General features: G+C 40.4%; 20 protein-coding genes. 6 read left to right on the top strand and 14 right to left on the bottom strand.

Annotation, left to right across the window (positions count from 1 at the left end):
- Window positions 1-802: 802 nt before the first annotated feature.
- The gene (gene flhA / locus PSF11_RS14540) at window positions 803-2,899 is read right to left on the bottom strand and encodes a flagellar biosynthesis protein FlhA (protein WP_004918593.1); all 2,097 of its coding nucleotides are present in this window, start codon (window positions 2,897-2,899) and stop codon (window positions 803-805) included.
- Entirely contained in the window at window positions 2,892-4,043 is a 1,152-nt protein-coding gene (flhB, locus tag PSF11_RS14535) for a flagellar biosynthesis protein FlhB (RefSeq protein ID WP_004918591.1), read from the bottom strand. Before flhB ends, flhA begins: the two co-directional genes overlap by 8 nt.
- A gap of 304 nt (window positions 4,044-4,347) precedes the next feature.
- Here flhB and PSF11_RS14530 point away from each other — a divergent pair, with 304 nt between their 5' ends.
- Complete coding sequence (locus PSF11_RS14530; RefSeq protein WP_061064160.1) at window positions 4,348-4,905, top strand: hypothetical protein; 558 nt, start codon at window positions 4,348-4,350, stop codon at window positions 4,903-4,905.
- A gap of 84 nt (window positions 4,906-4,989) precedes the next feature.
- Here the strand turns inward: PSF11_RS14530 and PSF11_RS14525 are convergent, their stop codons facing one another.
- From PSF11_RS14525 to flhD, 12 genes are all read right to left on the bottom strand, one after another.
- Entirely contained in the window at window positions 4,990-5,628 is a 639-nt protein-coding gene (locus tag PSF11_RS14525) for a protein phosphatase CheZ (RefSeq protein WP_072502172.1), read from the bottom strand.
- 24 nt (window positions 5,629-5,652) lie between these two features.
- Window positions 5,653-6,045 carry a chemotaxis response regulator CheY gene (gene cheY, locus PSF11_RS14520; protein ID WP_004918582.1) on the bottom strand — a complete coding sequence of 131 codons (393 nt, stop codon included), beginning with the start codon at window positions 6,043-6,045 and terminating at the stop codon, window positions 5,653-5,655.
- 40 nt (window positions 6,046-6,085) lie between these two features.
- Window positions 6,086-7,153, bottom strand: coding sequence for a protein-glutamate methylesterase/protein-glutamine glutaminase (locus PSF11_RS14515; RefSeq protein WP_014658053.1), 1,068 nt, complete (start codon window positions 7,151-7,153; stop codon window positions 6,086-6,088).
- Window positions 7,153-7,989, bottom strand: a complete 837-nt coding sequence (locus PSF11_RS14510; RefSeq protein WP_004918579.1) for a chemotaxis protein-glutamate O-methyltransferase — start codon at window positions 7,987-7,989, stop codon at window positions 7,153-7,155. The genes PSF11_RS14515 and PSF11_RS14510 overlap by 1 nt, the downstream gene beginning before the upstream one ends.
- A 70-nt stretch (window positions 7,990-8,059) precedes the next feature.
- A complete protein-coding gene (locus tag PSF11_RS14505) occupies window positions 8,060-9,625 on the bottom strand; it encodes a methyl-accepting chemotaxis protein (RefSeq protein ID WP_004918577.1) in 1,566 nt (521 codons plus the stop codon).
- A gap of 114 nt (window positions 9,626-9,739) precedes the next feature.
- Window positions 9,740-11,425 (bottom strand): methyl-accepting chemotaxis protein, encoded by a 1,686-nt coding sequence (locus tag PSF11_RS14500; protein WP_014658052.1) that lies wholly within the window; start codon window positions 11,423-11,425, stop codon window positions 9,740-9,742.
- Between the two features lie 94 nt (window positions 11,426-11,519).
- Window positions 11,520-12,017 (bottom strand): chemotaxis protein CheW, encoded by a 498-nt coding sequence (gene cheW / locus PSF11_RS14495; protein WP_014658051.1) that lies wholly within the window; start codon window positions 12,015-12,017, stop codon window positions 11,520-11,522.
- Window positions 12,018-12,033: 16 nt separating this feature from the next.
- Window positions 12,034-14,109 (bottom strand): chemotaxis protein CheA, encoded by a 2,076-nt coding sequence (gene cheA, locus PSF11_RS14490; protein WP_004918571.1) that lies wholly within the window; start codon window positions 14,107-14,109, stop codon window positions 12,034-12,036.
- Window positions 14,110-14,178: 69 nt separating this feature from the next.
- Complete coding sequence (gene motB, locus PSF11_RS14485) at window positions 14,179-15,132, bottom strand: flagellar motor protein MotB (protein ID WP_004918569.1); 954 nt, start codon at window positions 15,130-15,132, stop codon at window positions 14,179-14,181.
- A 7-nt stretch (window positions 15,133-15,139) separates the two neighbouring features.
- Window positions 15,140-16,027 (bottom strand): flagellar motor stator protein MotA, encoded by an 888-nt coding sequence (gene motA / locus PSF11_RS14480; RefSeq protein ID WP_004918567.1) that lies wholly within the window; start codon window positions 16,025-16,027, stop codon window positions 15,140-15,142.
- 95 nt (window positions 16,028-16,122) lie between these two features.
- Entirely contained in the window at window positions 16,123-16,710 is a 588-nt protein-coding gene (gene flhC / locus PSF11_RS14475) for a flagellar transcriptional regulator FlhC (protein ID WP_040133449.1), read from the bottom strand.
- Window positions 16,710-17,057, bottom strand: coding sequence for a flagellar transcriptional regulator FlhD (gene flhD, locus PSF11_RS14470; RefSeq protein WP_004918564.1), 348 nt, complete (start codon window positions 17,055-17,057; stop codon window positions 16,710-16,712). Before flhD ends, flhC begins: the two co-directional genes overlap by 1 nt.
- Window positions 17,058-18,957: 1,900 nt before the next feature.
- Between flhD and PSF11_RS14465 the strand changes: the two genes are divergently transcribed.
- The 5 genes from PSF11_RS14465 to tssD all read left to right on the top strand — a co-directional run.
- On the top strand, window positions 18,958-19,485 hold the full coding sequence (locus PSF11_RS14465) for a Csu type fimbrial protein (protein ID WP_223854747.1): 528 nt from the start codon (window positions 18,958-18,960) through the stop codon (window positions 19,483-19,485).
- 41 nt (window positions 19,486-19,526) lie between these two features.
- Window positions 19,527-20,240: a fimbrial biogenesis chaperone gene (locus tag PSF11_RS14460; protein ID WP_072502171.1), complete on the top strand. Its 714-nt coding sequence runs from the start codon at window positions 19,527-19,529 to the stop codon at window positions 20,238-20,240.
- Window positions 20,212-22,608: a fimbria/pilus outer membrane usher protein gene (locus PSF11_RS14455; RefSeq protein ID WP_072502170.1), complete on the top strand. Its 2,397-nt coding sequence runs from the start codon at window positions 20,212-20,214 to the stop codon at window positions 22,606-22,608. The genes PSF11_RS14460 and PSF11_RS14455 overlap by 29 nt, the downstream gene beginning before the upstream one ends.
- Before the next feature lie 24 nt (window positions 22,609-22,632).
- Complete coding sequence (locus PSF11_RS14450; RefSeq protein ID WP_072502169.1) at window positions 22,633-23,628, top strand: Csu type fimbrial protein; 996 nt, start codon at window positions 22,633-22,635, stop codon at window positions 23,626-23,628.
- Between the two features lie 794 nt (window positions 23,629-24,422).
- On the top strand, window positions 24,423-24,668 hold a 246-nt coding region (gene tssD / locus PSF11_RS14445; RefSeq protein WP_272682833.1), incomplete at its 3' end, for a type VI secretion system tube protein TssD.

The following is a 24,668-nucleotide window of genomic DNA, read 5'->3' as shown; positions in this document are numbered from 1 at the left end:
GATAAACAAGATCACCGTTCTGTTCGATAACGTACAGTCATGCGCTGTAAGCCATATTGAATATACTCTTTACCTTCTCATGTTTTTCGACTAAATAAATCACGCCATTTTTATGTCTATAAAAGAAAAGCGGTCACCTATATCCACTATCGCATTAAGTGAACATAGGTGACCGTTATACGAAATGATTAGCTAGCGCTATCCAATATCAGCCTGCCTTTTGTAACCTTAATGAAGTGCTAGCGTAGTTTTATTACCAAGGCAATTTAGCACTCAAACAAGATGAGGCTCTGATTTTTATTCCTGTCATTTTAAGCCCAAAAGCGCAATAACCACAGAAAAGTGTGAATTAAACGCTTCATGTTTCCACTATGCTATTAAAGCGCTCAAAACAGTAAGTCAAAAAAGATAACCCGCTCTCTTATGCCATCAAAGCAGTTGTATAACGACTGCTTTGATATCCGTATCAGGAATGCGTTGACACTTTGCTTGTGCATGATAAAAAGCGCTTCTTGCGACATCGCCCATAAGGTGAGACTTTAACTGTTACTTCTGCAATTTTATGCAAAATAACGTAATAACCACAGAAAAGCGCGAATTAAGCGTTTCATGCCTCCACTACGCTATTAACTCGCCCAAAACGTTAAGTTAAAAAAGATAACCCACTCTCTTATGCATCAAAGCAGTTGTATAACAACTACTTTGATATCCGTATCAGGAATGCGTTGACACTTTGCTTGTGCATGATAAAAAGCGCTTCTTACGGCAAAAGCGATAAAACCTCATTCCTATACTCAGCAACTTAGTTACCACTGATCATCGATGTCATGCGAATTTTCCGGCGATCGTTTAGCTCAAGATTCGACATTACCACCAGTTCAGGTAAGCTTCTGCGTAAAAAGCGAGATAAGATCAAACGTAGTCCATGATTGACCAATAATACCGTCGGTGCGCCCATCGCCTCTTGGTGCTTCACGGCCTCTTCGGCTTGCGTCTGAATAAATTGCGCAAGGTTTGGCTCTAAGCCACCACCATTTTTGGCCGCTTGTAATAAAATCTGCTCAAGCCCCGCATCTAGACCAATGACTTGTATTTCATCCGCATTGCCGAACCATTGCTGAGTGATTGCCCGCCCTAATGCGATACGTACCTGTGATGTTAGATAATCCGTATCTTTTTGCTCACCATTTTCACCCGCCATTTCTGCAAGTGTTTCGATGATTGTGCGCATATCACGGATCACAACATCTTCCATTAATAGATTCTGTAATACCCGATGCAATGTGGTCAAAGAAATGGTATCCGGTATTAAATCATCAGCCAGCTTCGGCATCTCTTTCTTCACTCGGTCATAAAGCATTTGTGCTTCTTGGCGACCAAACAATGTGCTTGAGTTTTGTAGCAAGATCTGATTAAAGTGCGTAGCAACGGCAGTGCTTGCTGAAACCACGGTATACCCTTGGATTTGCGCTTGTTCACGCAAATCATCATCAATCCAAACGGCAGGTAGGCCAAAGGCAGGCTCTTTGGTTGCATCTCCGGGTAGCGTACCTGCGGCATTACCTGGGTCAATCGCCAAGCTTCTTCCTGGTTGCGCCTCACCATGTCCGACAACCGCACCTTTAATAAGGATACGATATTCACAAGGCGCTAACTCTAAGTTGTCACAAATATGCACTACAGGTGGCAAGTAACCTACCTCTTGCGCAAATTTCTTGCGTAAGCCACGAATTCGTCCAAGTAATTCACCTTGTTGGTCATTATCTACCAGTGGAATTAAGCGATAGCCCACCTCCATGGCAAGTAAATCTTCAAGCTGAACATCATCCCAAGTGGCTTCAACGACCTTATTTGCCTCTTGGAACTGTTTCATTTGCCCATCATCTGCCTGACTTTCTGGCTGTTTAGCTTTGCGAACCAAATACCAGCCTAGCCCTGCTAATGCGGCAGTAAACAGTAAAAATACAAAGTTTGGCATACCTGGGATTAAACCGATTAACCCCAACACACCGGCACTTAGCCACATCACCCGTGGGTTATTAAATAGCTGAGTGACCATCTGCTCACCGACATCTTCATCGGTTGCGACTCTGGTCACAATCACCCCTGCCGCCGTTGAGATAATCAAAGCTGGGATCTGAGCGACTAAGCCATCACCAATCGTTAGCAAAGTATATGCACTCGTGGCATCGCCCAATGTCATATTATGTTGACCAACACCAATAATTAGCCCACCGACAACGTTGATCACCATAATCATGATCCCCGCGATGGCATCCCCACGCACAAATTTACTTGCACCATCCATTGAGCCATAAAAATCAGCTTCTTGGGTCACTTCAGCACGGCGCTTTTTGGCTTCATCATCATTGATAATGCCAGCATTTAAGTCCGCATCAATTGCCATCTGTTTACCTGGCATACCATCAAGGACAAAGCGTGCGCCTACTTCGGCAATACGCCCCGCACCTTTGGTGATCACCATAAAGTTAATTAACACTAAAATGATGAAAACCACTATCCCTATGGCAAAGTTTCCCCCCACCAAAAAGTGACCAAAGGCTTCAACAACACGCCCAGCCGCATCAGGCCCAGTATGCCCCTCCAGCAGAATAATGCGCGTTGACGCAATATTTAGTGATAGACGTAATAGTGTGGCAAACAGCAAAATGGTTGGGAAGGCTGCAAAATCAAGGGTACGCTTAGTGAACATTGCCACTAATAGCACCATGATCGATAAAGCGATATTAAAGGTAAACAGTAAATCTAAGATAAAAGCCGGTAATGGCAGTACCATCATCGACAAGATCAGCAAGATGAGAACAGGCCCAGCAAGAATTTGCCATTGCGTTCCCTGTAAGTTTTTAGGCAATTTTAATAATGCAGCCAAATTAGCCATCGCGATTGTTTTCTCCAGCAAAATCCAGCGCCGGTGGCACTGGTAAATTTTTCGGTTTTCTTGGTTTTAATCCACCCTCACGCCGCCAGCGACGTAGCTGGTAAACCCATGCTAAAACTTCTGCCACCGCAGCATATAGCGCTACAGGAATGCTTTGCCCGATTTCGGCATGGCGGTATAGTGCACGCGCTAATGGGGGAGCTTCTAATTGTAAAATTCGATGTTCTTGACCAATTTCTTTAATGCGTTGAGCTATCACGCCTGCGCCTTTAGCGAGTACTTTCGGTGCTCCCATACGTTTATCATCATATTTCAGTGCAACCGCATAATGAGTTGGGTTCGTCACTATCACATCCGCTTGAGGTACATCAGCCATCATACGATTCCGCGCAATTGCACGCTGCTGTTGGCGGATTTTGGCTTTTATCTGAGGGTCACCTTCTTGTTGTTTAAACTCATCTTTAATTTCTTGGCGACTCATGCGTAATTTCTTCAAATGTGAACGAAATTGATAAAAAACATCAAATGCCACCATTGGGATCAGCAAAAATACGATTAGGTATCCAGCAAAAATCACTTTATGCATTGCATTCCCTAAAGCGGTTACGGGAGATTCAGTCACAAGATGCAAAAGTGATGACCAGTTTTGCCAGAGAAAAATAGCAGCCCCTAGCCCGACAAAGAGCGATTTCAAAATGGCTTTAAATAATTCAGAAAGCGCATTCATCGAAAAAATTCGTTTTAATCCACTGATAGGATTAAGTTTTTTCAAATCAAATTTAATTAATTTGCTATTAAATAATAACCCTCCAACCAGCGACGATGCAGAGATCCCAACTAACGCCAATCCACCAATAACAGGTAATAAAGCAAATAATGCTTCGCCCACCATGCGCCCAAAGTAGCTCACCATTAACAAGGTGTTTTGTATGTAATGCCCATCGAAAATAAAACCTTGACGAAAAATTTGCCGTAGTTCATCAGCAAGATGCCCACCACTGAGCCACAGGAGACTGACCCCTGCTAACATCATCATGAGTGAACTGAGTTCTTTTGAGCGAACTATCTGCCCATCATCTTTCGCCTTCTGTTTTTTATGGGGCGTGGGTTCTTCTGTTTTTTCTACATCACTTTCGTCGGACACGCCGTTTCCTTGCTCGTCAGCAGATTAGAAGTTTGTGCTATAGCATGACAGAGTGTAAAAAAATCAATGCAAGAAAATAGACGAAGTTCACAAGGGTTATTTGCCAATTGAGTAAGATGACATCCGTTTTGCGAACCGTTACGTAACGCCTAGTAATAACACCACGCCGAGGTGGCGGTAGGGGAAAAGATAGGCTATTTTTCCCTGAGAATGAGTCAGAAATAAATACACTAAATCCTATTTTGTTAGGTAATTTCAAAGGGTAAGCTACCTACCCACTCTTTAGCTTAAAGGTCATAAATATATGGATAGTTGTCATCTCGTCGCCCCAGATGTTTCAGCAGAGAATGCAGAAAAAGAAGCGGAACGCATGCTGAACTGGCTCAAGCAACAAGGGATTATCGACCCTGATTACCAACTCATAGAAGATGATGAGGTGATATATCGCCCCACCCCTGAGTATAAACAGCCTATCCTCTATATTATTGATGACAAAATTGTGCCCACTCAGTTACCGGAACATATATTAAAAAACTATCTCACCATTACCACTCAACGTACCGTATTTCATGCAGGTGGAAATGGTCTTGGTATCTACTGCCCTGTTTGTAAAAACGAACAAAGCAACCAAAGTGAAGATTGGAGCGATGCTGTAACTGCATGGTATGAAGGTAATCCGCATGATTTGTCATGTGTTAATTGTGATTATCGTGCGCCAATTGGCGACTGGCATTATGACCCAACCTGGGCATTTGGCGAGCTTGGTTTTAGCTTTCATAGCTGGGATATGAGTGATGCGTTTATTCAACAATTTACCAAAGCATTTGGGGGGAGAATCATTGATGTCTATCAGCATGACTGAGCATCATCGCCTGATTACACCGATTAATTTGCAATTCGCTCTTGACCCCCTGCTTTTTGGCAAGGGGGGAACTTCAACAAAGATTTAAAAACCTAGCTCGTCTAATAAATCATCAACTTGTGATTGTGATGCCATCACATTGACACCTTCCTTGTTAATTTGCGGGCCATTTAGCAAACTGTCATTTTGTTGCTTCACTCGCATCTCTGGTGGCGTATTTTCCATAAGCAGTGCCAACAGCTGTTTTTCTGCCTCTTCAACCACTTCCATCATTTTTTTAATCACTTGCCCAGTTAAATCTTGAAAATCCTGAGCCATCATAATTTCAAGCAACTCGGCTTTCGTCGTACAGCTGTCATTAATCACACGCCCCAAAAAAGCATGGGTTGATTGATGAAGTTCAGGTGTGATTTGATTCGTATTCACCCCTTCCCATTGCTGTTGTAGTTTGATTGCCTCATCATGCATTTCTACTTGAAGTGGCTTGATTATATCAATACCGTTTAGGGTTTTTTCTGCCGCTTGAGCCGTCATTTGGGCGATATAACGCAAACGATCTTTACCATCAGGAATGCTAGCCACCGCCTGCTGAACACTTTTTTCTAAACCGAGTTCACGCATACTTTCGCGTAGCGTTCTCATCAAGGTGCCAATCCGCGTAATGACCTGTTTTAAATCTTCATTACCTGTAGGATTGCTCGTCGTTATTATTTGCTCTGTCATCACACTCTCCTTTTACAGGTTCGTTTATTGCAATCCCATTTTTTCAAAGACTTTATTCAGTTTCTCTTCCAATATAGCCGCGGTAAATGGCTTCACGACATAACCACTCGCGCCCGCTTGTGCCGCCGCAATGATATTTTCTTTTTTCGCTTCTGCCGTTACCATCAAAACAGGAATGTGCTTCAACGCTTCGTCGCCACGGATCGTTTTCAGTAGTTCTAAACCATCCATGTTTGGCATGTTCCAATCTGCTACGACGAAATCGATATGGCCCGCACGAATTTTTTCTAATGCATCAACGCCATCTTCTGCTTCTTCTATTTTATTAAAACCAAGTTCTTTTAATAAGTTACGGACAATACGTCTCATTGTGGAAAAATCATCAACAACCAAAAAACTGAGATCTTTAGCGGCCATAACCACTCCTTCAAAAATACAATAGTAAATTCTGTAACCGCTAAGCGGAAACAGATGAAAGTCGAGCCAAAACGCTTGGGGCAATTTTGGCGATATCCTGAATTTCGTCCACGGCATCCAGCTCAATAGCGGCACGTGGCATGCCAAATACCACGCAACTACTTTCATTTTGTGCGTAAGTCACCGCACCTTGTTGGCGCAAGTTGAGCATACCTTTGGCCCCATCCATCCCCATTCCGGTCAATAGAATGCCAACACATTTACGCCCCACACATTTCGCAACAGAATCAAATAACACATCGACAGAAGGACGATGGCGATTAACCGGCTCGGTTTGTTGCAAACGAATCTGATACCCTCGCCCGTTATCAACCACCAGCATGTGAGAGTCACCCGGCGCAATATAGGCATAGCCCTTTTGCAAAGGCTCATTGTGCTCCGCTTCTTTTACCGTCAATGAGCATAACTTGTTTAGCCTTTCTGCAAACGAACGCGTAAAACCCGCAGGCATGTGCTGAGTGATCACGACTGGCGGACATTCGCGAGGCAACATTTCTAAAAATTGACGGATGGCTTCTGTTCCTCCCGTCGAAGCGCCCACGGCAATCACTCTGCTATGGCAAACATAGGCAGATAATGGCTTAGCGATATTGGCTGGCTCTGGAGTTGCTTTTTCTGTGCGCGCAAAACGGTTTCGATGTGTTATTTTCGACATGGCGGCAGCACGAATTTTTTCACCAATCACATCTCGATAGCTCATCATTGTTTCACGAATACCAATCTGTGGTTTGGTAACAAAATCAACCGCGCCCAGCTCTAACGCTTTTAATGTGACCTCTGAGCCTTTAGAAGTTAATGTTGATACCATCACGACAGGTAATGGGTGTAAACGCATCAATTTCTCTAAAAAATCAATTCCATCCATACGTGGCATTTCAACATCGAGCGTTAACACATCGGGTTCATGTTGTTTAATTAAGTCACGAGCTACATAAGGATCAGGCGCTGTGTCAACTACCATCATATCGGAGTGACTGTTAATGATTTCACGCATGATTTGACGCATTAGTGCTGAGTCATCGACACAAAGCACTTTAATTTTTTTCATCACCCCCTCCTCGCCGGTTGTAGGCTGTAGACGGTTTGTCCTTTAATTACAAATCGTTGTGATAATTGAGATAGATTTTCTGAATGGCCGATAAATAACAGTCCATCCGGTTTGAGTAACGGTGCAAATCGTTCTAATAATTTGATCTGCGTGTCTTTATCGAAATAGATCATGACATTACGACAAAAGATTGCATCGAAACGGTGTTGAAGCTGCCAATCGCTATCGCTGAGATTTAAATAACGAAATTCAATCATCTGCCTAAGCGTTTGTTTCACTCGCGCATAGCCTTCAAAGTCGCCAACGCCTTTCATAAAATAGCGTTGACGTTGCAACGCGCTGAGGGCTTTTAACTCCTCGATACGATAAACACCTTGTTTTGCTTTACTTAACACTTCCGTATCAATATCACTCGCAATAACTTTGGCATTCACCGCTTGTGAACCGAGCACATCACTTAATGTCATCGCAATGGAGTAAGGCTCTTCACCGGTAGAAGAGGCCGCACACCAAATATTGATATTGCTACTTTTACGAGAGCGTACAAAGTCAGCCAATGTTACGAAATGGTGAGGCTCTCGGAAGAAGGCGGTTAAATTTGTCGTCAACGCATTAACAAATGCTTGCCACTCTGGGTGTAAAGGCTCGCGCTCCAGCATACGTAGGTATTCAGAAAAATTATTGACGTTACAATCACGTAGTCGTTTTAGCAGCCTGTTATACACCATGCTTTTTTTATTCATGGTAAGAACGATGCCTGATTTTTTATGAATAAACCGGCAAACCCGACCAAACTCTTCATCGGTCAATGGTTCTATTTGTGGTGCAAAAAGCATCGTACTTTGTCCTATTTGATAAAAACCCAGAAGCAGCCGGTTATCGGCTGCTTAGTCTTAACAATAATAACTAGCTAACCTGTGCGGCTTTTGTTTCTGACACTTCAAAAAAGGCAACTGTATCGACTAAGTTATTTGCCTGATCTTCCAAGGCAGCCGTTGCACTTGTAGATTGCTCCACTAATGCAGCGTTTTGTTGCGTCACTAAATCCATTTGGCTCACTGCGGTTGCGACCTGTTCGATACCACGACTTTGCTCATTAGAGGCAGAGGCGATATTGCCCATCAATTCGGTGACCTGATTAACTGCCGCCACTAATTCATTCATGGTTTGTCCGGCTTCATTAACTAATTGAGATCCTTGATTAACACGACCCACAGATTCATCAATTAGCGTTTTGATCTCTTTTGCCGCTTCTGCGCTACGCTGAGCTAAAGCGCGTACTTCCCCTGCCACCACGGAGAAGCCTCGACCTTGCTCTCCGGCTCTTGCCGCTTCTACTGCCGCGTTTAAAGCCAAAATATTTGTTTGGAAAGCAATGCCATCGATTACGCTAATAATGGCGCTAATTTTTTGCGAGCTATGTGAAATTTCCGTCATGGTATCAATAACATCAACGGTAATATCACCACCTTTTGTTGCTGTTTTTGATGCTGATATTGCTAGCTCACTGGCTTGACGTGCGTTATCTGCGTTTTGTTTCACCGTCGCCGTGAGTTGCTCCATGCTAGCCGCTGTTTCTTCTAGCGACGCTGCTTGCTGTTCGGTGCGAGATGATAAATTATTATTACCCAACGCAATTTCACGAATACCGGTATACATTTGGTCGGTATTGGTACGTAAATTAATGACGGAGGTCGCCAGTGATTCTTGCATTAATTTTAGTTGCTCAAAGACCTCACCAATTTCGTCACGTGTCGTCACTCGAATATCTTGGTTCAACTTACCTTTCGCCAATTTCATAAAGTGATCGCTCATGCTCATCAATGGATAAATGAGTTTTCGTTTCATCCAAAAATGGGCTAAGCCAGAAACCGCTAAAATAATAAAAGTCACCGCAAAGAACATGAACCATGCCACTTTGTTATAAAAATTGGCGGAATCTAATGAGTTTTGGCTATCGGTATTCAATAAATTCAGGTATTGATCGATAACTGCGGCCATCTGTTCTTGATGTTGTTGTGCAGGTAATGCGACATAACCAGGAATATCATTTTTATCAATTAACGCTCTTAACTCTTTTAAAATCGCTAGAAACGCTTGATATTTTTCGTCAATAACCGCGAGGTTTTCGTGTTCACTCAATAATGGCTGAGCTTTAAATTTTTCGTAGTCGTCAGCAGCTTGTTGTAAAAATTGCTCAAAAACCGCTTTTGCGTTATTAATACTCGCGGTATCCGAGTCCACTTTCATATGCACGACAATTTGAGTCAATGTGCTACGAGCCTGCATCAAATCTTCATAAGTTGTTTCGAGTAAATCGCGTTTTTTCGAACCAAGATCGATACGCTCTAAAGAGGAGAGCTCACTTGATACTATCCCTAATGAGAGTGCGCTCGACACAATTTGCATCCCACAAAACATCACGAGAAGCAGATATAAACTGACTGAAATCCGTATACTCTTACCAAACATATTTTATCCCCACATACGCCAGCCAAGATTTCCATGCGTTACAGTCACTATCGCAGTGATGCACAGAAACGCTGCCAAGTGTAAAACTTGGCAGCGCTAAGCTGAGCTGAGTCTTTAGAAAGTTTCCCAATTGTCATCATCTTGATGATTTTTCGATGATATTTTATTTAGATCCGGTGTCTTCACGACATTTGAAATGGTTCTTGCCGCAGGCTCAGTTGTTTGTAACTCTTTTTGTTTCATTGCAGGCAAACGGAAAATAGAGATTAACTGAGCAAGTTTTGCGACTTGTTCTTCCAAAACATTTGCCGCAACCGCTGACTGTTCAACCAATGACGCGTTTTGCTGTGTGACTTTATCCATCTCTTCAACAGCAATGCTGACTTGTGAAATGCCTTTGCTTTGTTCATCTGAGGCCAACGCAATATGCGACATGATGTCGGTAACACGGGTCACTGACTCGACAATTTTAGTCATTGTCTCACCTGCATCTTCTGCTTGGCGCGCGCCTGTATCCGTTCTTGATACAGAATCTTCGATGAGTGCTTTGATCTCTTTGGCAGCATTTGCACTACGTTGTGCCAGATTACGCACTTCATCGGCAACAACTGCAAACCCACGACCATGCTCCCCAGCGCGAGCAGCTTCAACCGCCGCATTTAGGGCTAATATGTTGGTTTGGAAAGCAATACTATCAATGACAGCCGTGATATCTGAGATTTTTTGCGAGCTTTCTGCAATATTCAGCATGGTATTTACCACGTTGGATACCACTTTCCCGCCCTCTTTCGCAATCGCTGAAGCTTGGCTTGCATATTCGCTTGCTTGGTGAGCGTATTCTGTATTTTGCTTAACCGTCGCCGTCAACTCGCTCATACTTGCCGCGGTTTCTTCTAAACAAGCCACCTGTTGTTGAGTGCGAGCAGAGAGATCATTATTACCCGCAGCAATTTCGCTGGTGCCTTGATAAATAGTCTCACTACCATCTCGAACGCCGCGTACGGTGTTGATCAGCTCTTTTTGCATATGCTCTACGCCACGCGCTAATTCACCAATTTCATTTGTTGCTTTAGTATCAACACTTGGGGTTAAATCACCCGCAGCAAAAGTGGTAATTCGTTGAATTAAAGCTCTTAATGGTTCAATGATGCCTTTGCGTACATAGCGATAACTAAAGAAGCCAATCAGTGCTAATACGATTGATAAAACAATAATCATATAAAGTGATTCGCGATAATTTGCTTCTGCACGTTTCACTTCACTTTGGAAATCTTCCGAAATATCCGCAAAGTAAGCATTAAACTGTTCTTCAAATTTAATTTGATACCCAGATGTACGGTGAGCATAGAATTCATCTAACTGCCCTTTTTGAGCATATTTTCCTAGCTGGATCAGAGCGTCCCGATAAGTTTCATAGGTGGAAAAAAGCTGTTCAAATTTCGTTTTATCATGGCTCGTTTCTGCCATCAGGTTGATATATCGCTGATAAGCAGCATCTGCGGCTTTGAAATTACGCTCTGCCGCTTTAATTAAATCTTCGGCAGAAGCATCATCTTGGTAGGTACGCCCTTCCAATAAAAAAGCATTGACCGAGCGATTTAAATTAGAGCGAGCTTGTAATAAATTAACCCAACTTTCGGTTAATACTTGTCTTTGGCGTTGGAGCGAATTCAAATATTTAATACTGTCACTATTATCCCCAAGTTTATTGAACATCAAACCGCTGGATATTAATTGCAACAGAATAAAGATAACAATGACGGACAAAAGTCCTGATACGATTTTAATTCGGCTATGCATGATGTTTTACTAACATAATGTTATTGTAATTTGGATATCGGTCATAAGGCTAAAAACTTTAGCCATAGTAGATAGAATATTTGAGGCCAAGTTATTACTCGGCCATATTGTCAATCAGTGCCATCTCATCACTGGTTAAAAGCTTTTCTATATCCACTAAAATCAGCATTCTTTCACCGACTGTACCTAGCCCTGTCAGGTACTTAGTAGATAATGTCACCGCAAAATCAGGCGGAGCTGCAATTTGTTCTTCGTTTAAAACCAATACATCGGAAACACCATCAACAACAATTCCAACAACACGATCTTTTAAATTCACCACAATAACGACGGTATTATCGTTATAAGTGACATTTTGATGAGAGAATTTCACGCGCAGGTCAATAATAGGGATAATCACACCTCTTAAATTGGTCACCCCTTTAATAAAGTCTGGCGTATTGGCAATACGAGTCACTTGTTCGTAACCTCGGATTTCCTGTACTTTTAATATTTCAATGCCATATTCTTCTTCACCTAAAGTAAAAATGAGATAACCTTCCCCATTTTTTTCTTCATCAAGTTTATTTAAATCATCATCCAACATTGACATGGTGTTTAGCCTCTATTTAGTGCATAACGGGTTGTGCAATTTGCTGCTTCTTTTTGAGCAGAATGCTGTTATTCATTTGTTGTAGCTCGGCAACATCTAAAATCAGAGCGACCGAGCCATCCCCCATAATGGTGGCGGCGGAAATACCGGGGATTTTTCGGTAATTACTTTCAATATTTTTAACAACGACCTGCTGTTGCCCAATTAACTTATCAACCAACAGTGCAAAACGGTGTCCGGCATGTTGAATAATCAGCACAATACTGTTGGTTAAATCGCGCTCTGCGCCTGTGATGCTAAACACTTGATGCAACTCAACTAATGGCAAATATTCACCACGAACCAATAACATTTTTTCCTCACCAGCAAGGCGATAAATATCTTCTTGGCGTGGTTGCAACGTACTGATAATGGCACTTAAAGGAACAATAAAAACATCCTCTGCAACTTTAACCGACATACCATCGAGGATAGCCAATGTGAGAGGCAGCAAAATGCGAATAATGGTTCCTTTTCCTTCGGTAAAACCAATCTGAATACGGCCCCCCATATCTTGAATATTGCGTTTCACCACATCCATGCCAACGCCGCGTCCAGAAACATCGGTGACCACTTCGGCTGTAGAAAAACCAGGCGCCATAATTAACATGGCTATCTCTTCATTACTCATGCCATCATGAACATTCATGCCTTGGGAGCGTGCTTTCGCCAAAATGCGTTCACGGTTAAGCCCCGCCCCATCGTCACGAACTTCAATACAGATGTTGCCACTTTGATGTGATGCAGATAAGGTCAAAGTCCCTGTTTCCGGTTTACCATTTGCCACACGAACTTCTGGTTTCTCGATACCATGATCGAGGCTATTGCGTACAAGATGGTTAAGTGGATCTACAATCCGTTCAATCAAGCTCTTATCAAGCTCTGTCGCACTTCCTTCCACCTTCAGCTCTATTTTTTTGTTAAGCTTAGTGGCGATATCTCGCACCATTCGAGGGAAACGACTAAATACATAATCCATTGGCATCATGCGGATCGACATAACAGACTCTTGCAACGCTCGCGAGTTGCGCTCTAGCTGCACAATCGAACTCAATAAGTCACCGTATTCGTTATGGTCAAGCTGCTGGCTATGTTGTGTCAGCATGGATTGAATGATCACCAGCTCGCCGACTAAATTAATCAGTTGGTCCACTTTTTCCACGGCAACACGAATACTACTGGAGTCCGCTTTCGCTTTTGCCGGAGGCGCCTTACGTGCTGTTGCCGTTGGTTTCGATTTCGTCGTCTCTTCAGCGTCTGTTTGTGGAGCCTTAGGTTTCATCGCCGCTTCAGCTACTGCCGTGGTAGCAACATCTTCGGCAGGTGACTTGGCAGCTGGCGGTAAATGGGCTAAACAAGTTTGAGCATCAACCACTTGATGTGTAATTTGTGATTCATCGACCACAAAACAGAGCACCCCACAAATATCGTCAATCACGGTATTTGTTCCAAGCCAAGCTTTTAAGCTATCTGCCGTTTTTTCGGTGTCATAAAGTGTGCCAAATAAAGCCAATTCTTCTGCTAATAAATCGACTTCATTGGCTTTTAGCTGACTTAGCGTGATAACAAAGTAATGGGTATATTCATCACTTGCCGCTATTTCAGTTACCGTCGGCTGTTCAATCGGAGTCGGTGCTTGGATTGGAAGTGCCTCAGTGACCACTTCTTCTGCTTTTTGTTCAACGCGGCCAAGCACCTCACAAATATGTTTAAATGCTTCTTCATCAGGTAACGAGTCATTTTTATAAGCCTCAAGTTGTGATGCCATCACATCTTTAGCGTCTAAAAAAACATCAATAATATCTGGCGTTAAAGTCAGTTCATCGTGACGTGCTTTATCGAGCAGGTTTTCCAATGTATGCGTGGTGTTTTGCAACTGTGTGAAACCAAAGGTCGCAGCGCCCCCTTTTATTGAATGGGCACTACGGAAAATGGCATTTAACTGTTCGCTATCTGGGTCGAAAGGATCGAGCTCAAGTAAATGTTGTTCCATATCCCTAAGTAGCTCATCAGCTTCATCGAAAAACGTTTGATAAAACTCGGTAATATCCATGGTTCTTATCCAATTTAGCTTAGGTTTCACTTAACGTTGTAAGTCTGTTTTTAAGTGTCACAACGAAAATTAATTTGAAGGCGTTAATACTGCTGCTGAATGAGTTGCCCCATCCGCCTTTTTTTCTGCATTCTCTATTGATGATGCCTCAGCGTCTTGCTGCGGTTTGTTCAATAGTTCATTCAGTGGCGTTGCACCATCGTATTCATGCAATATCTGTTCAGTCTCAGTTTCATTTAATACAATGATGCTAATACGGCGATTGACTGGCGCTAATCCATTGTTTTTATCCAGATGAATACTGGAAGCCATCCCTACAACACGTAAAATTTTGTCTTGGTTTAATCCCCCAGCGATAAGTTCACGACGCGAAGCATTTGCCCTATCAGCTGATAATTCCCAGTTGTTATAGTTGGCTCCATTCGCATACGGCAGATCATCGGTATGACCTGATATGCTAATTTTGTTTGGAACATCATTGAGTAAAGGTGCTATGGCACGCAAAATGTCGCGCATATGTGGCTCAACATAGGCAGAGCCCACCATAAACATTGGGCGATTTTCACTATCAACAATTTGGATGCGTAAGCCATCATCAATCATGTCGATCAGTAGATGAGGCTTCAGTTCATTTAACCGCGGGTCTTTTAGAATCGCTTGCTCAAGCGATTGCTTTAGTTTTTCAAACCGATAATTGGATTGATCTTCTATTTTGTTATTCGGCTCAGGTAAGATATCCCCATCACGAAACACGATATCTTTCCCCCCGCCCGGAATTGGATTGGTGGCATCACCACTTTTAGTGCCTGAATTAATGGCTGTTTTTAATGGGGTACGAAAATATTCGGCAATCTGTGTCAATTCTTGTGGGCTAGATATGGAAATTAGCCACATCACTAAAAAGAACGCCATCATCGCCGTCATAAAGTCTGCATAGGCAATTTTCCAAGAGCCACCATGTCCATTTTGATGGCTTGCAACGCGCTTTTTGACTCGAATAATATGGGCGTTATTTCCTCTCATTGGCTCATTACTCCTCGCTCTGTGCTTGTGAACGATGACTAATTTTGACTTCGCGAACCTTATCTTCTAGTTCCATGAATGAAGGGCGATCAGCGCTGTACAAGACTTTACGACCAAATTCGACAGCAATTTGAGGGGCATACCCTTGTAACGCGGAAAGGAATGTCACTTTTATACATTCCAACATTTTTAATTGTTCATTGGTGCGTAAACGAATCAATGCAGCCAGCGGTAAAATAAACCCATAAGCCACTAAAATACCAAGGAAAGTACCAACCATCGCATGCGCAATTAATGCGCCTAGTTCACCCGCAGGGCGATCGGCTGATCCCAATGCGTTAACCACACCCAGTACGGCGGCAACGATACCAAAAGCCGGCATTGAATCCCCAACCATATTTAAACCAGAGGCAGGCACCTCACTTTCTTGGCGAAAAGTCTCAAGCTCTTCATCCATCAAGGCTTCAATTTCATGACTTTGTAGATTGCTTGTTACCATTAGGCGTAAATAATCCACAACAAACATCAGCGTTGTTTTATCTTTTAATACACGGGGATATTGCGAGAAAATTTCACTCTCTTGAGGGTTTTCAATGTCTTTTTCAAGCGCCAGTAAACCTTCTTGACGTGATTTATTTAATAACTGAAATAGCAATGCCATCAAATCCATGGACATCGCTTTGTTGTATGAAGAACGGCGGAACACGCGGGGTAACACTTTGCATAAGGCGATAATCGACTTACCACTGTTACCAACAACGAATGCACCGAAACCGGCACCTAGAATAATGACAAATTCAGCAGGTTGGTAAAGTGCCCCTAAGTGGCCACCAAGCATCAGATAGCCGCCGATGACTGTACCTGTAACAATGATATATCCGATGAGTATTAACACAATATTCCCTTCAACTCAGTTATGTAACAGATGGCAGTTAAAGGGAATATTAGGAAGGACAGATAATTTATTATCTGTTTACCACATCAATCCAATTACATTACCGCTTTAGTAATGCCATCCTGTCGATATACCGTAATATCGGCGAGATGTTCGGAAAGTTTACGTTTTTTTATTGCCCGTGATGGCGGCTGGCATAAACTGCAAGTAAAACTATTTTCTGGTATATGAGCATAAGTAATAAATGAGCCATGACAGCAGCTACACACCGAGCTTTGCAACATGCCACTCTCAACGAAACGAACTAGTGTCCATGCGCGTGTTAAAGCTAATAATGGTTCTTCTGATTGCGGTGCGCATTGTTCCAAATATAGACGATAAGCTTTCACAATGGCATCAACACCCTTGCAGTGCCCTGTGTTAATTAAAAACTGATAAGCGTTATAAAACATGGAAGAGTGAATATTTTGTTCCCAAGTCATAAACCAATCAGTTGAAAACGGAAGCATACCCTTTGGTGGTGGGCATCCTCTTAACTCTTTATATAAACGGATTAATCTACCTCGGCTAATTTGGGTCTCACTTTCTAACATTTGGAGACGAGCGCCTAAAGAAATCAGTTCCATCGCAAGGCGAATATCGCTAGCTTCTTTAACAATACTTTTTTCAGTAGTGCTACTCATCATTTTCTCGCTGTTTCATTGTCATGTGCCTTGTGCGTTTGCAACAAGTGAGTTGAAAGTAATATACCTGTATGAATTTGTTGTAATTCATCCACCCTTGAGTCACGTGTTAACTTCTCTATCGTGTCACTATTTTCAAATCTAAATTGGCAGATAAGCTGGTTTGTTTCTGCTAATTTAACTAATTGAGGCAAGGAAAGATCTGCTAATGTAGTCGCCATTGATTCAGAAATACCAAGACGAAACATCGCGGAGGCCTTTTCTTGAGAGATAAGTTTTTGAGCAAGCAGCAGATAGGAAAGATTAATATCGTATATATGCTTCAGAAAATCAGTCGTTGAGGTCATTTTTTTTCCTTTTAAATATTATCTACATCTGTGTGCAAATAGGACAAACATGAAGTTTAAACGTACCGCTATAACCTAATTTTTAATAATAAGAAAAATATACTAGGCGACAGTCTCCATTACCGATTCATGCCACTCATTAAGCGAATACCTATTAAGGAGTATAAAATACGTGAAAGTTAAAACTTAAATTAAATCTATTTCCTAAATACTTACAAAAAATAATGAACCAACTAAAATCTTTATCAAATGTAGGAATTTGCCGATATCAATTTTAGTCGTTATTTATTATGCACCACAAAATTAACTATTCAAGATGCTGATGTTTCTTTTTACCCTATTAGAACGATAATCCGTCGATTCATAAACAATTCTTCATTATAACTATATCTTCTACTTCCATATCTCAAATAACCACGACATATAAGTTTGACATAACCCAAATTGCAACACCTTAGATAACCTTTCTACTTATATTTGTTTAAAAGTCAACTAAAAAGACCAAGCATAATAGACAAAACAGGATATTGATCTATATCAAAGAAAGTTATTGGGAAACTCTTATCTATTTTAGGTAAACGCTCAAATTGAATGAGAAACAGATTTAATTTTATCCATTAAATTTCAATTAATTCAATAAAGTAAATATTATTCATTCAAAATTCCTCAACCTCAATTGTTTGTTTTTTATACTGCAATTCAAATGATGTATTATAAATCCCACTTAATATTTAATAAGTTTCACTAATCAATTAAATGATATTGATTATTATTTACTCTTTCGCTTTACTGGTAATTTTTTCTTAACAAAATACAATTTATTTTTTCAAAAACCGCTATTTTTTTATCTGAGAAATAGCAATATCAATTAATGTTTAAAGAGAAATTCATTATTTACCTCATTTATTCTTTATTGGTTGGGCAATAATTTTACTTTTGGCAATTTGTCATTGGCGTCTATTTTTTTTAATAAAATGATCAACCTACATTTCCAACGTCGCAAATAGTGAGATCAAGAAAATAAATTATTCGGGTTATAAACATTATTTTTCTATTAATTTATTGTTTCAATATTTAGAGATTTAGTTGCATAAAAACATAAAAATTCAAGCATTATCTGATTACTAATTTTCTTTCAGAAAGGTAGAATTTTACTCCCTTTTAGGTAACAATTAGTAACATTAAGTTATAGTTCATAACTGATACTATCTATTTTTATTTTAACAAATTGACTATTTTCAATAATCGACATAAGTAAAATTTCTTAGCAACTGCAAAATGGATCCAGCTATCTCCTCTTTTCATTTCAAAATTTCATTTCAAAAATAAAATAGGATCTAATAGCCAATTTGTTGAATTTATGAGCAAAAATAGAATCTCAAAAATGAGATAAACATCACAATTAGTTTCATACTTTCTGAAAGTTTTCCAATTAATGGGATAGTTTCAAATAATGTCGCTGAATAGAGCTTCATCAAGTTATATAAACTGTTTTAAAAGTAATCACTTAGCTCTTTTCTATCTCACTAGCTTAAAAATTTTTTTTCATTGCCTACCCACCTTGATAAAAAGGCGATAAAGCGCCGAAAAAACCGCCTTAAAACGATAAAAAAGTCCTTGCTTTGACTTTGTTTACAACATTAAACAATTGATTAACTTTATGATAACAAAAATAACAATCGCGACTATTCGAAGATAGTGAGCTATTTTCCACCCCCAAAAAATACCAATATTATCAATAAATTAAATCATTCCTCATATATTAACCATCTCAATAACAAAAAATAACAGATAATAATATTGCTTTTATTCTTTTTATGATGAATTAATTTATACGTTTTCGCTGTCAGAAAGTAAAAATTCAAGATTAATATAACGATAATCCCTACACGAGGTTCCTATGATACCGACAGTGAAGAACGTATTTCTTCTAACTATTGGCTCCTATTCAATGTCATCCAGTCTTAATGCAGCAAACTTAGCAACAACCACTTTTCAAGTTTTAATGACGGTAACCAGCTCCTGCCAAGTGAGTGTTAATTCTGATATCAACTTAGGCTCCGTCAGTTTAAACACTAGCAATCCATCGTCGAAAACCACATTGAGTGTGACCTGCTCGAAAAACATTCCTTTTAGCATTGGGTTGTCACCTTCGGCGCTGAATAGTGGTACGGATGATGGCACAGGCACTTTATCTTCAGTGACTAATTCAATAAGCAACACCGATAAAATTCCTTATCAGCTCAAACAATCATCTGCAACAGGAAGTCATTGGGGAAATACCGCAACATCGTTAACGCAAGGAAATGGAATTTCCGGAACGGGCAATGGAGAGGTGCAAAATTTTACAGTTTATGCGGTAGTGACAAACACTAATTTCACGCCAGATACCTATTCTGACGTTGTCACTGTTAACGTCAATTATTAAGGCTTCGTCATTTCAAAATCACTATAAGGAAGATCAAACGAATGGCATGCAGACTTTCACCATTATTTATCTGTTCATTCATCTGGTTATTCTACTCAAGCCAGCTTTATGGAGGTGGGTTACAAGTCACACCTGTCACACTGACATTTAATCCCCAACAGAATTCCGCAGGAATTTGGCTAAGTAATAATGGAAAAGAGCCGATACAAGCGCAAGTGAGGACATTTCTCTGGTATCAAAAAAATTCAAGCAATGAGCTAGTGGCTACCAGAGACATTATTATCAGTCCTCCTATGATCAAACTGAACCCCAATGAACAACAATTAGTCAGAGTGATCCGGAACAACAATATAATGGGGAGTGAAGAACTAGCCTATCGCCTTTCAATAAATGAGTTGCCTACCGGGCAGAATAGCAGCAATAAATTACAATTTGTTTTGCATTATTCACTGCCTATTTTTGTACAACCCTTAAATATGCCAAGTGCTACCGTTTTCTTAGAATGGCAGCTCATAAAACATCCATTTAAAAACACCCTGATTGTACATAACAATGGCAATAGCCATGCCCAACTATCCAATATTCACTTCATTGACTGCAAAGGAAAACATACGATCATCAATTCCGGCTTGTTAGGATACGTATTGCCGCGCTCAACGATGCAATGGGAAGTAACACTGCCCGAAGTTTGCTCCAAACCAAACAATACAATAAAAGCTTTGATCAATGGTGAACAGCAAACCTACCCTATTTAATATTTGTTACCTGCATTTATTAGCAGAAATTTCCCTGCTATTTGCTGCTTTTTATCCTATTTTGGTTACCGCTCAGCTAAATGCTTACCCAACTTCCTTTGAACATTTGATTGATGATACTTCATCGCTACCCGGCACTGAGCTTTATCTTGAGGTCATCATTAATCAAACGCATTTTGGTATTGCTCGCTTTGGTTACCAAGATGACACACTGTGGGTAAGTGCTGAAACATTAAAACAATTACATTTCAATCTCCCCACACAACATAAAAGCCTTATCGGCTTGCATGAACTAACCGAGATTAGTTATCGCTATCATGCCGATCAGCAGAGATTGATTATTGACGCCCCACTTTCATTATTAACTCTTAACGCTACCACTATTGACTTAATAGCGTCAGAACAAGTGCAAGCTCACGCCTCAAAAGGCGCTTTATTAAATTATGATTTGCATCTAGCGAAAAATATCACCAATTCATTAAGCAGTTTTTCTGAATTACGATTATTTAATCCATTTGGCCTATTGAGTACGACACAGCAAAGCCACAATACACTGGGACACCCTGAATTATCCTCCTCATTGACGCGCATAGATACTGCTTGGCGCTCCTCATTTGAAGACAAACACCTATTTTTGAATTTAGGGGATACCGTCACTCGTGCTTTAACATGGTCACGCGCCACACGGATTGCAGGGTTACAAATAGCTACTGATTTTTCCTTACAGCCATATATGCCAACTGCACCATTGACGACTTTTTATGGTTCGGCAACGGTGCCATCAAACGTGGAATTATATATTGATGGTATTAAACGCTATAGCGGTGAAGTGCCAATCGGTCATTTTGCATTAAATAGCTTACCGACGGTCAGTGGTGAAGGAAAAGCGCAAATTGTGTTAACTGATTCATTAGGTAGAGCCACGACTCAGAATATTTCATTTTATAATGACCAAACATTATTACGTGAGGGGCTTGTTGATTGGTCAGCTGAAATTGGCTTTATACGTGAAAATTATGCTATTCGCTCATTTGATTATGCTAGCAAGCCCGTTATAAGCACAACGGTTCGTTATGGGGAAAAAAATTACTTAACAACCGGCACTCATGCCGAATTGGCAACCGATTTGTTCAATTTGGGGATTGAAAGTCATTGGATACCACAAATAGGAGGAGGAACACTTTCAACCGCTATCGCGATAAGCACTGACTCTCGCACTCCAGGTTGGCTCTATTATGCGGGTTATCATTGGGCTAATAATCTCATTAATTTCAGCGCCTCAACCACCATAACCACACCTCAGTATCATGATATTGCAACAAATTATTCTGCGCCACCATTGGCGTTTAAGGGTAATGCTGTTTTTGGCTATAATTCGGAATATCTTGGTAGTTTTAGCCTGTCCTATTTTGGCTTTCGCCCCCATAATGACCCGACAATAGGTTATTTGGGTGCTCATTGGTACAAACCTATTAACGATACACTATCTATTAGCGCCAGTATTAATAAAAAACTTACCGATGATAAAGAAAGCATTATATACCTAGCAGCCACAATGCTACTCGGGAATAAGCAAAGCATTCGCATCACGAGCCAAAAAAATCAGAATGCTCAAACGTACCAGATAAATGCAAACCAATCGGCCCCTTCAGAGGGAGGGTTAGGCTGGAATATTACGGCAAGCAAGCAGGATAGTGAAAATAATCACCAAATCGATATTAATTATTTTACCGATAAAATACATCTTAGCTCAGGGTTTAATAACCTAAACCAAACCCACTCACAGTATATTGGTGCAAGTGGTGCTATCGCCGCGGCTAATAATCACTTTTTTATTTCAAAGCCAATTATGAATAGCTTCGCCATTGTATCAACAAATGGTATCGGCAACCTTCCTATTCGGTTAGAAAATAGCGTTATCGGTACAACAAATCATGATGGGTTACTTTTAATTCCTTCACTTAATAGTTACCAGCGAAATGTGCTAACGTTAGATCCAACTCATTTACCTGCCAATATTCAAGTTAAACAGACCCAAATAGACGTTATCCCCAAATATCATTCAGGTGTTCTCGCTAAATTTGATTTAATTAAAACGCACCCTGCATTAGTGATCCTCGCTGACCTAAATGGTGTGCTATTACCCGAGGGAAGCCAAGTTGCATTAAATGGCCAAAAAGAGAATTTAGTGACAGTGGGATACGATGGCATAGCCTATTTCGATACCTTAAAAACTGACAACCATCTGCTGATCCATTACCTCAAAGGAGAATGTACTGTCACATTTACCTATCCAAACACCGATGAGCTTATTCCTCAGATTGGCCCATTACACTGCCATCCTGAGTCATCCCCTTATTTAGATTAAAATCCGTCAACCAAGGATCAAATAATGTCTATTCACATTACCAACAAATACAAAACGCTGAGCTTATTATTCACTTTCTTTGCAATATTTCTCAATCAACCTCGCCCCGCTTATGGCTTAACTTGCTCCATTTTAAATATCGACACACTTAATTTCGGCAACATCATGCCCTTAACTAATAATACTGCAACTACCTCACTCACTATTCACTATAGTTGTACGAAGGAGTTACTCGATACGTTTCTTGGCGCCACACTATGTTTAAATATAGGTAATTCCAGTACCTCTAGCCAAATCGTTTCTCGGCAAATGTCCCCCATTGGAATAAATGCCCCCATAAGCTATCAGTTATATCAAAATGCAAATTATAGTCTTATTTGGGGGAGCCAATATATTTCTGACACTAGCCCTGTCATGATCAAACTGAATATCGGTCAAGGGTCAACGCCAACAACAGGTTCGGTGACCGTTTATGCCCAATTATCGCTCAATCCATCAACCGTGATCCCTGCCACTTATATTGATACCTATACCTCATTGACTGCTAGCTCAACTTTAAATATCGGTCTGCTCAGTACGCCAAATAGTTGCGGTTCCATTATTGGCCCCACTTTTCCTTTTACTGTGACAACCACAGTTAATAAGCAATGCATTGTTTCCGCCAGCGGCGATATTCATCTCGGTAATGTCAAAAGCCAGACAACCAACACCACAGCTAATGGTAATATTTCTGTTACCTGTACAAATACAACCCCTTTTAGTATCGGTTTACTACCTTCAAATAATAATTTGCAAGGTGCAGGTTTCTTGCAAAGTCCAACAACAACCGATCAAATACCTTATCAACTTAGCTCAACACCAGGACCCAATGGGATAATATGGGGTAACAACCTCGTTAATTTGGTTTCTGATATAGGCTCTGGTATCGCTAAGCTTTACCCCGTGTATGTCACTGTTCCTTCTGCTAACTACCAACCCGGAAATTACAGCGATACCGTGACAGTTAATGTCAGCTATTAGTTTTATGGCAAAACAGAGTTAGTTAGATATCATCAAGATATTCCTATTTTGATAAGAGCTTAGAGCTTGTTCTAATTCATTTTCCCATATCATATGCTTTAAAATTCATTAAGTAATAAATAAGGTGTGAAAATAAAATATAAAATTCATCAATATCTTTTAATTAAGGCAATCGCCCTATGAGTACAAAATTCCACGCTGGGAATGATCTTTGAAGATTTGCTTATTAAATAATGCATGTAACTATTTGTTATTATAGATAAAAATTAAAACAATCAGAATAATTGTTTTATAGGATATACTTTTTTAGCATTAAAATTTACAACTAACAGACTTTGTCCTCTACTTAACAAGTATTCTAAGTGTAAGATTTTTTATCATTGTAAAACAATGAGTTAAAGAAATTAAACGTTAGGAATTTTCTGGAACGTTTTTTCGCTCAATGTACATAGATTTTTTCTAATATTTTCGATAGTTAAGCGTTTTTCATCAAAATAACGAACAAAAACGAAAACATTTTATACTACTTAAATACTAAAAATGGCAAAACGAAAGCAATAAATATCGATATGACAATTATTTTACGCTGAGTCACTTATCCTAGGCCGTTCGGATTATTCCGATACATTTACATCCCCACCCTCGGCATATATTATTTTCCTAACCGAAATCACCATGCGCATAGGCTGATATTAATGATATTGAGCAAGGAATATATTGCTCTTATTGCAATAAACCATCGTTATTAATCACCTGACTTATTATTATAGCTCAGGATAATAAAAGGACATATTATGCCAACTCCATGTTATATCTCTATCGAAGGAAAAACGCAGGGCAACATCACTGCGGGAGCATTTACCCCTGAATCGGTCGGTAACATCTATGTAGAAGGTCATGAAGACCAAATGCTGGTACAAGAGTTTTCCCACATTGTGACCGTACCAACTGACCCACAATCCGGTCAGCCTTCAGGCCAACGTGCTCACAAGCCATTCCGTTTTACGGTGGCATTAAACAAAGCGGTACCACTGCTGTAT

The organism is Providencia sp. PROV119, assembly GCF_028482435.1.
GTDB lineage: Bacteria > Pseudomonadota > Gammaproteobacteria > Enterobacterales > Enterobacteriaceae > Providencia > Providencia stuartii.
This window is presented reverse-complemented; position numbering and strand designations above follow the sequence as displayed.

Excerpts from the sequence above, each read along its gene's own strand:
- flhA (WP_004918593.1), bottom strand. The coding sequence starts at position 2,899 with ATGGCTAATTTGGCTGCATTATTAAAATTGCCTAAAAACTTACAGGGA.
- PSF11_RS14530 (WP_061064160.1), top strand. The coding sequence starts at position 4,348 with ATGGATAGTTGTCATCTCGTCGCCCCAGATGTTTCAGCAGAGAATGCA.
- PSF11_RS14525 (WP_072502172.1), bottom strand. The coding sequence starts at position 5,628 with ATGACAGAGCAAATAATAACGACGAGCAATCCTACAGGTAATGAAGAT.
- cheY (WP_004918582.1), bottom strand. The coding sequence starts at position 6,045 with ATGGCCGCTAAAGATCTCAGTTTTTTGGTTGTTGATGATTTTTCCACA.
- PSF11_RS14515 (WP_014658053.1), bottom strand. The coding sequence starts at position 7,153 with ATGAAAAAAATTAAAGTGCTTTGTGTCGATGACTCAGCACTAATGCGT.
- PSF11_RS14510 (WP_004918579.1), bottom strand. The coding sequence starts at position 7,989 with ATGCTTTTTGCACCACAAATAGAACCATTGACCGATGAAGAGTTTGGT.
- PSF11_RS14505 (WP_004918577.1), bottom strand. The coding sequence starts at position 9,625 with ATGTTTGGTAAGAGTATACGGATTTCAGTCAGTTTATATCTGCTTCTC.
- PSF11_RS14500 (WP_014658052.1), bottom strand. The coding sequence starts at position 11,425 with ATGCATAGCCGAATTAAAATCGTATCAGGACTTTTGTCCGTCATTGTT.
- cheW (WP_014658051.1), bottom strand. The coding sequence starts at position 12,017 with ATGTCAATGTTGGATGATGATTTAAATAAACTTGATGAAGAAAAAAAT.
- cheA (WP_004918571.1), bottom strand. The coding sequence starts at position 14,109 with ATGGATATTACCGAGTTTTATCAAACGTTTTTCGATGAAGCTGATGAG.
- motB (WP_004918569.1), bottom strand. The coding sequence starts at position 15,132 with ATGAGAGGAAATAACGCCCATATTATTCGAGTCAAAAAGCGCGTTGCA.
- flhC (WP_040133449.1), bottom strand. The coding sequence starts at position 16,710 with ATGAGTAGCACTACTGAAAAAAGTATTGTTAAAGAAGCTAGCGATATT.
- flhD (WP_004918564.1), bottom strand. The coding sequence starts at position 17,057 with ATGACCTCAACGACTGATTTTCTGAAGCATATATACGATATTAATCTT.
- PSF11_RS14465 (WP_223854747.1), top strand. The coding sequence starts at position 18,958 with ATGATACCGACAGTGAAGAACGTATTTCTTCTAACTATTGGCTCCTAT.
- PSF11_RS14460 (WP_072502171.1), top strand. The coding sequence starts at position 19,527 with ATGGCATGCAGACTTTCACCATTATTTATCTGTTCATTCATCTGGTTA.
- PSF11_RS14455 (WP_072502170.1), top strand. The coding sequence starts at position 20,212 with ATGGTGAACAGCAAACCTACCCTATTTAATATTTGTTACCTGCATTTA.
- PSF11_RS14450 (WP_072502169.1), top strand. The coding sequence starts at position 22,633 with ATGTCTATTCACATTACCAACAAATACAAAACGCTGAGCTTATTATTC.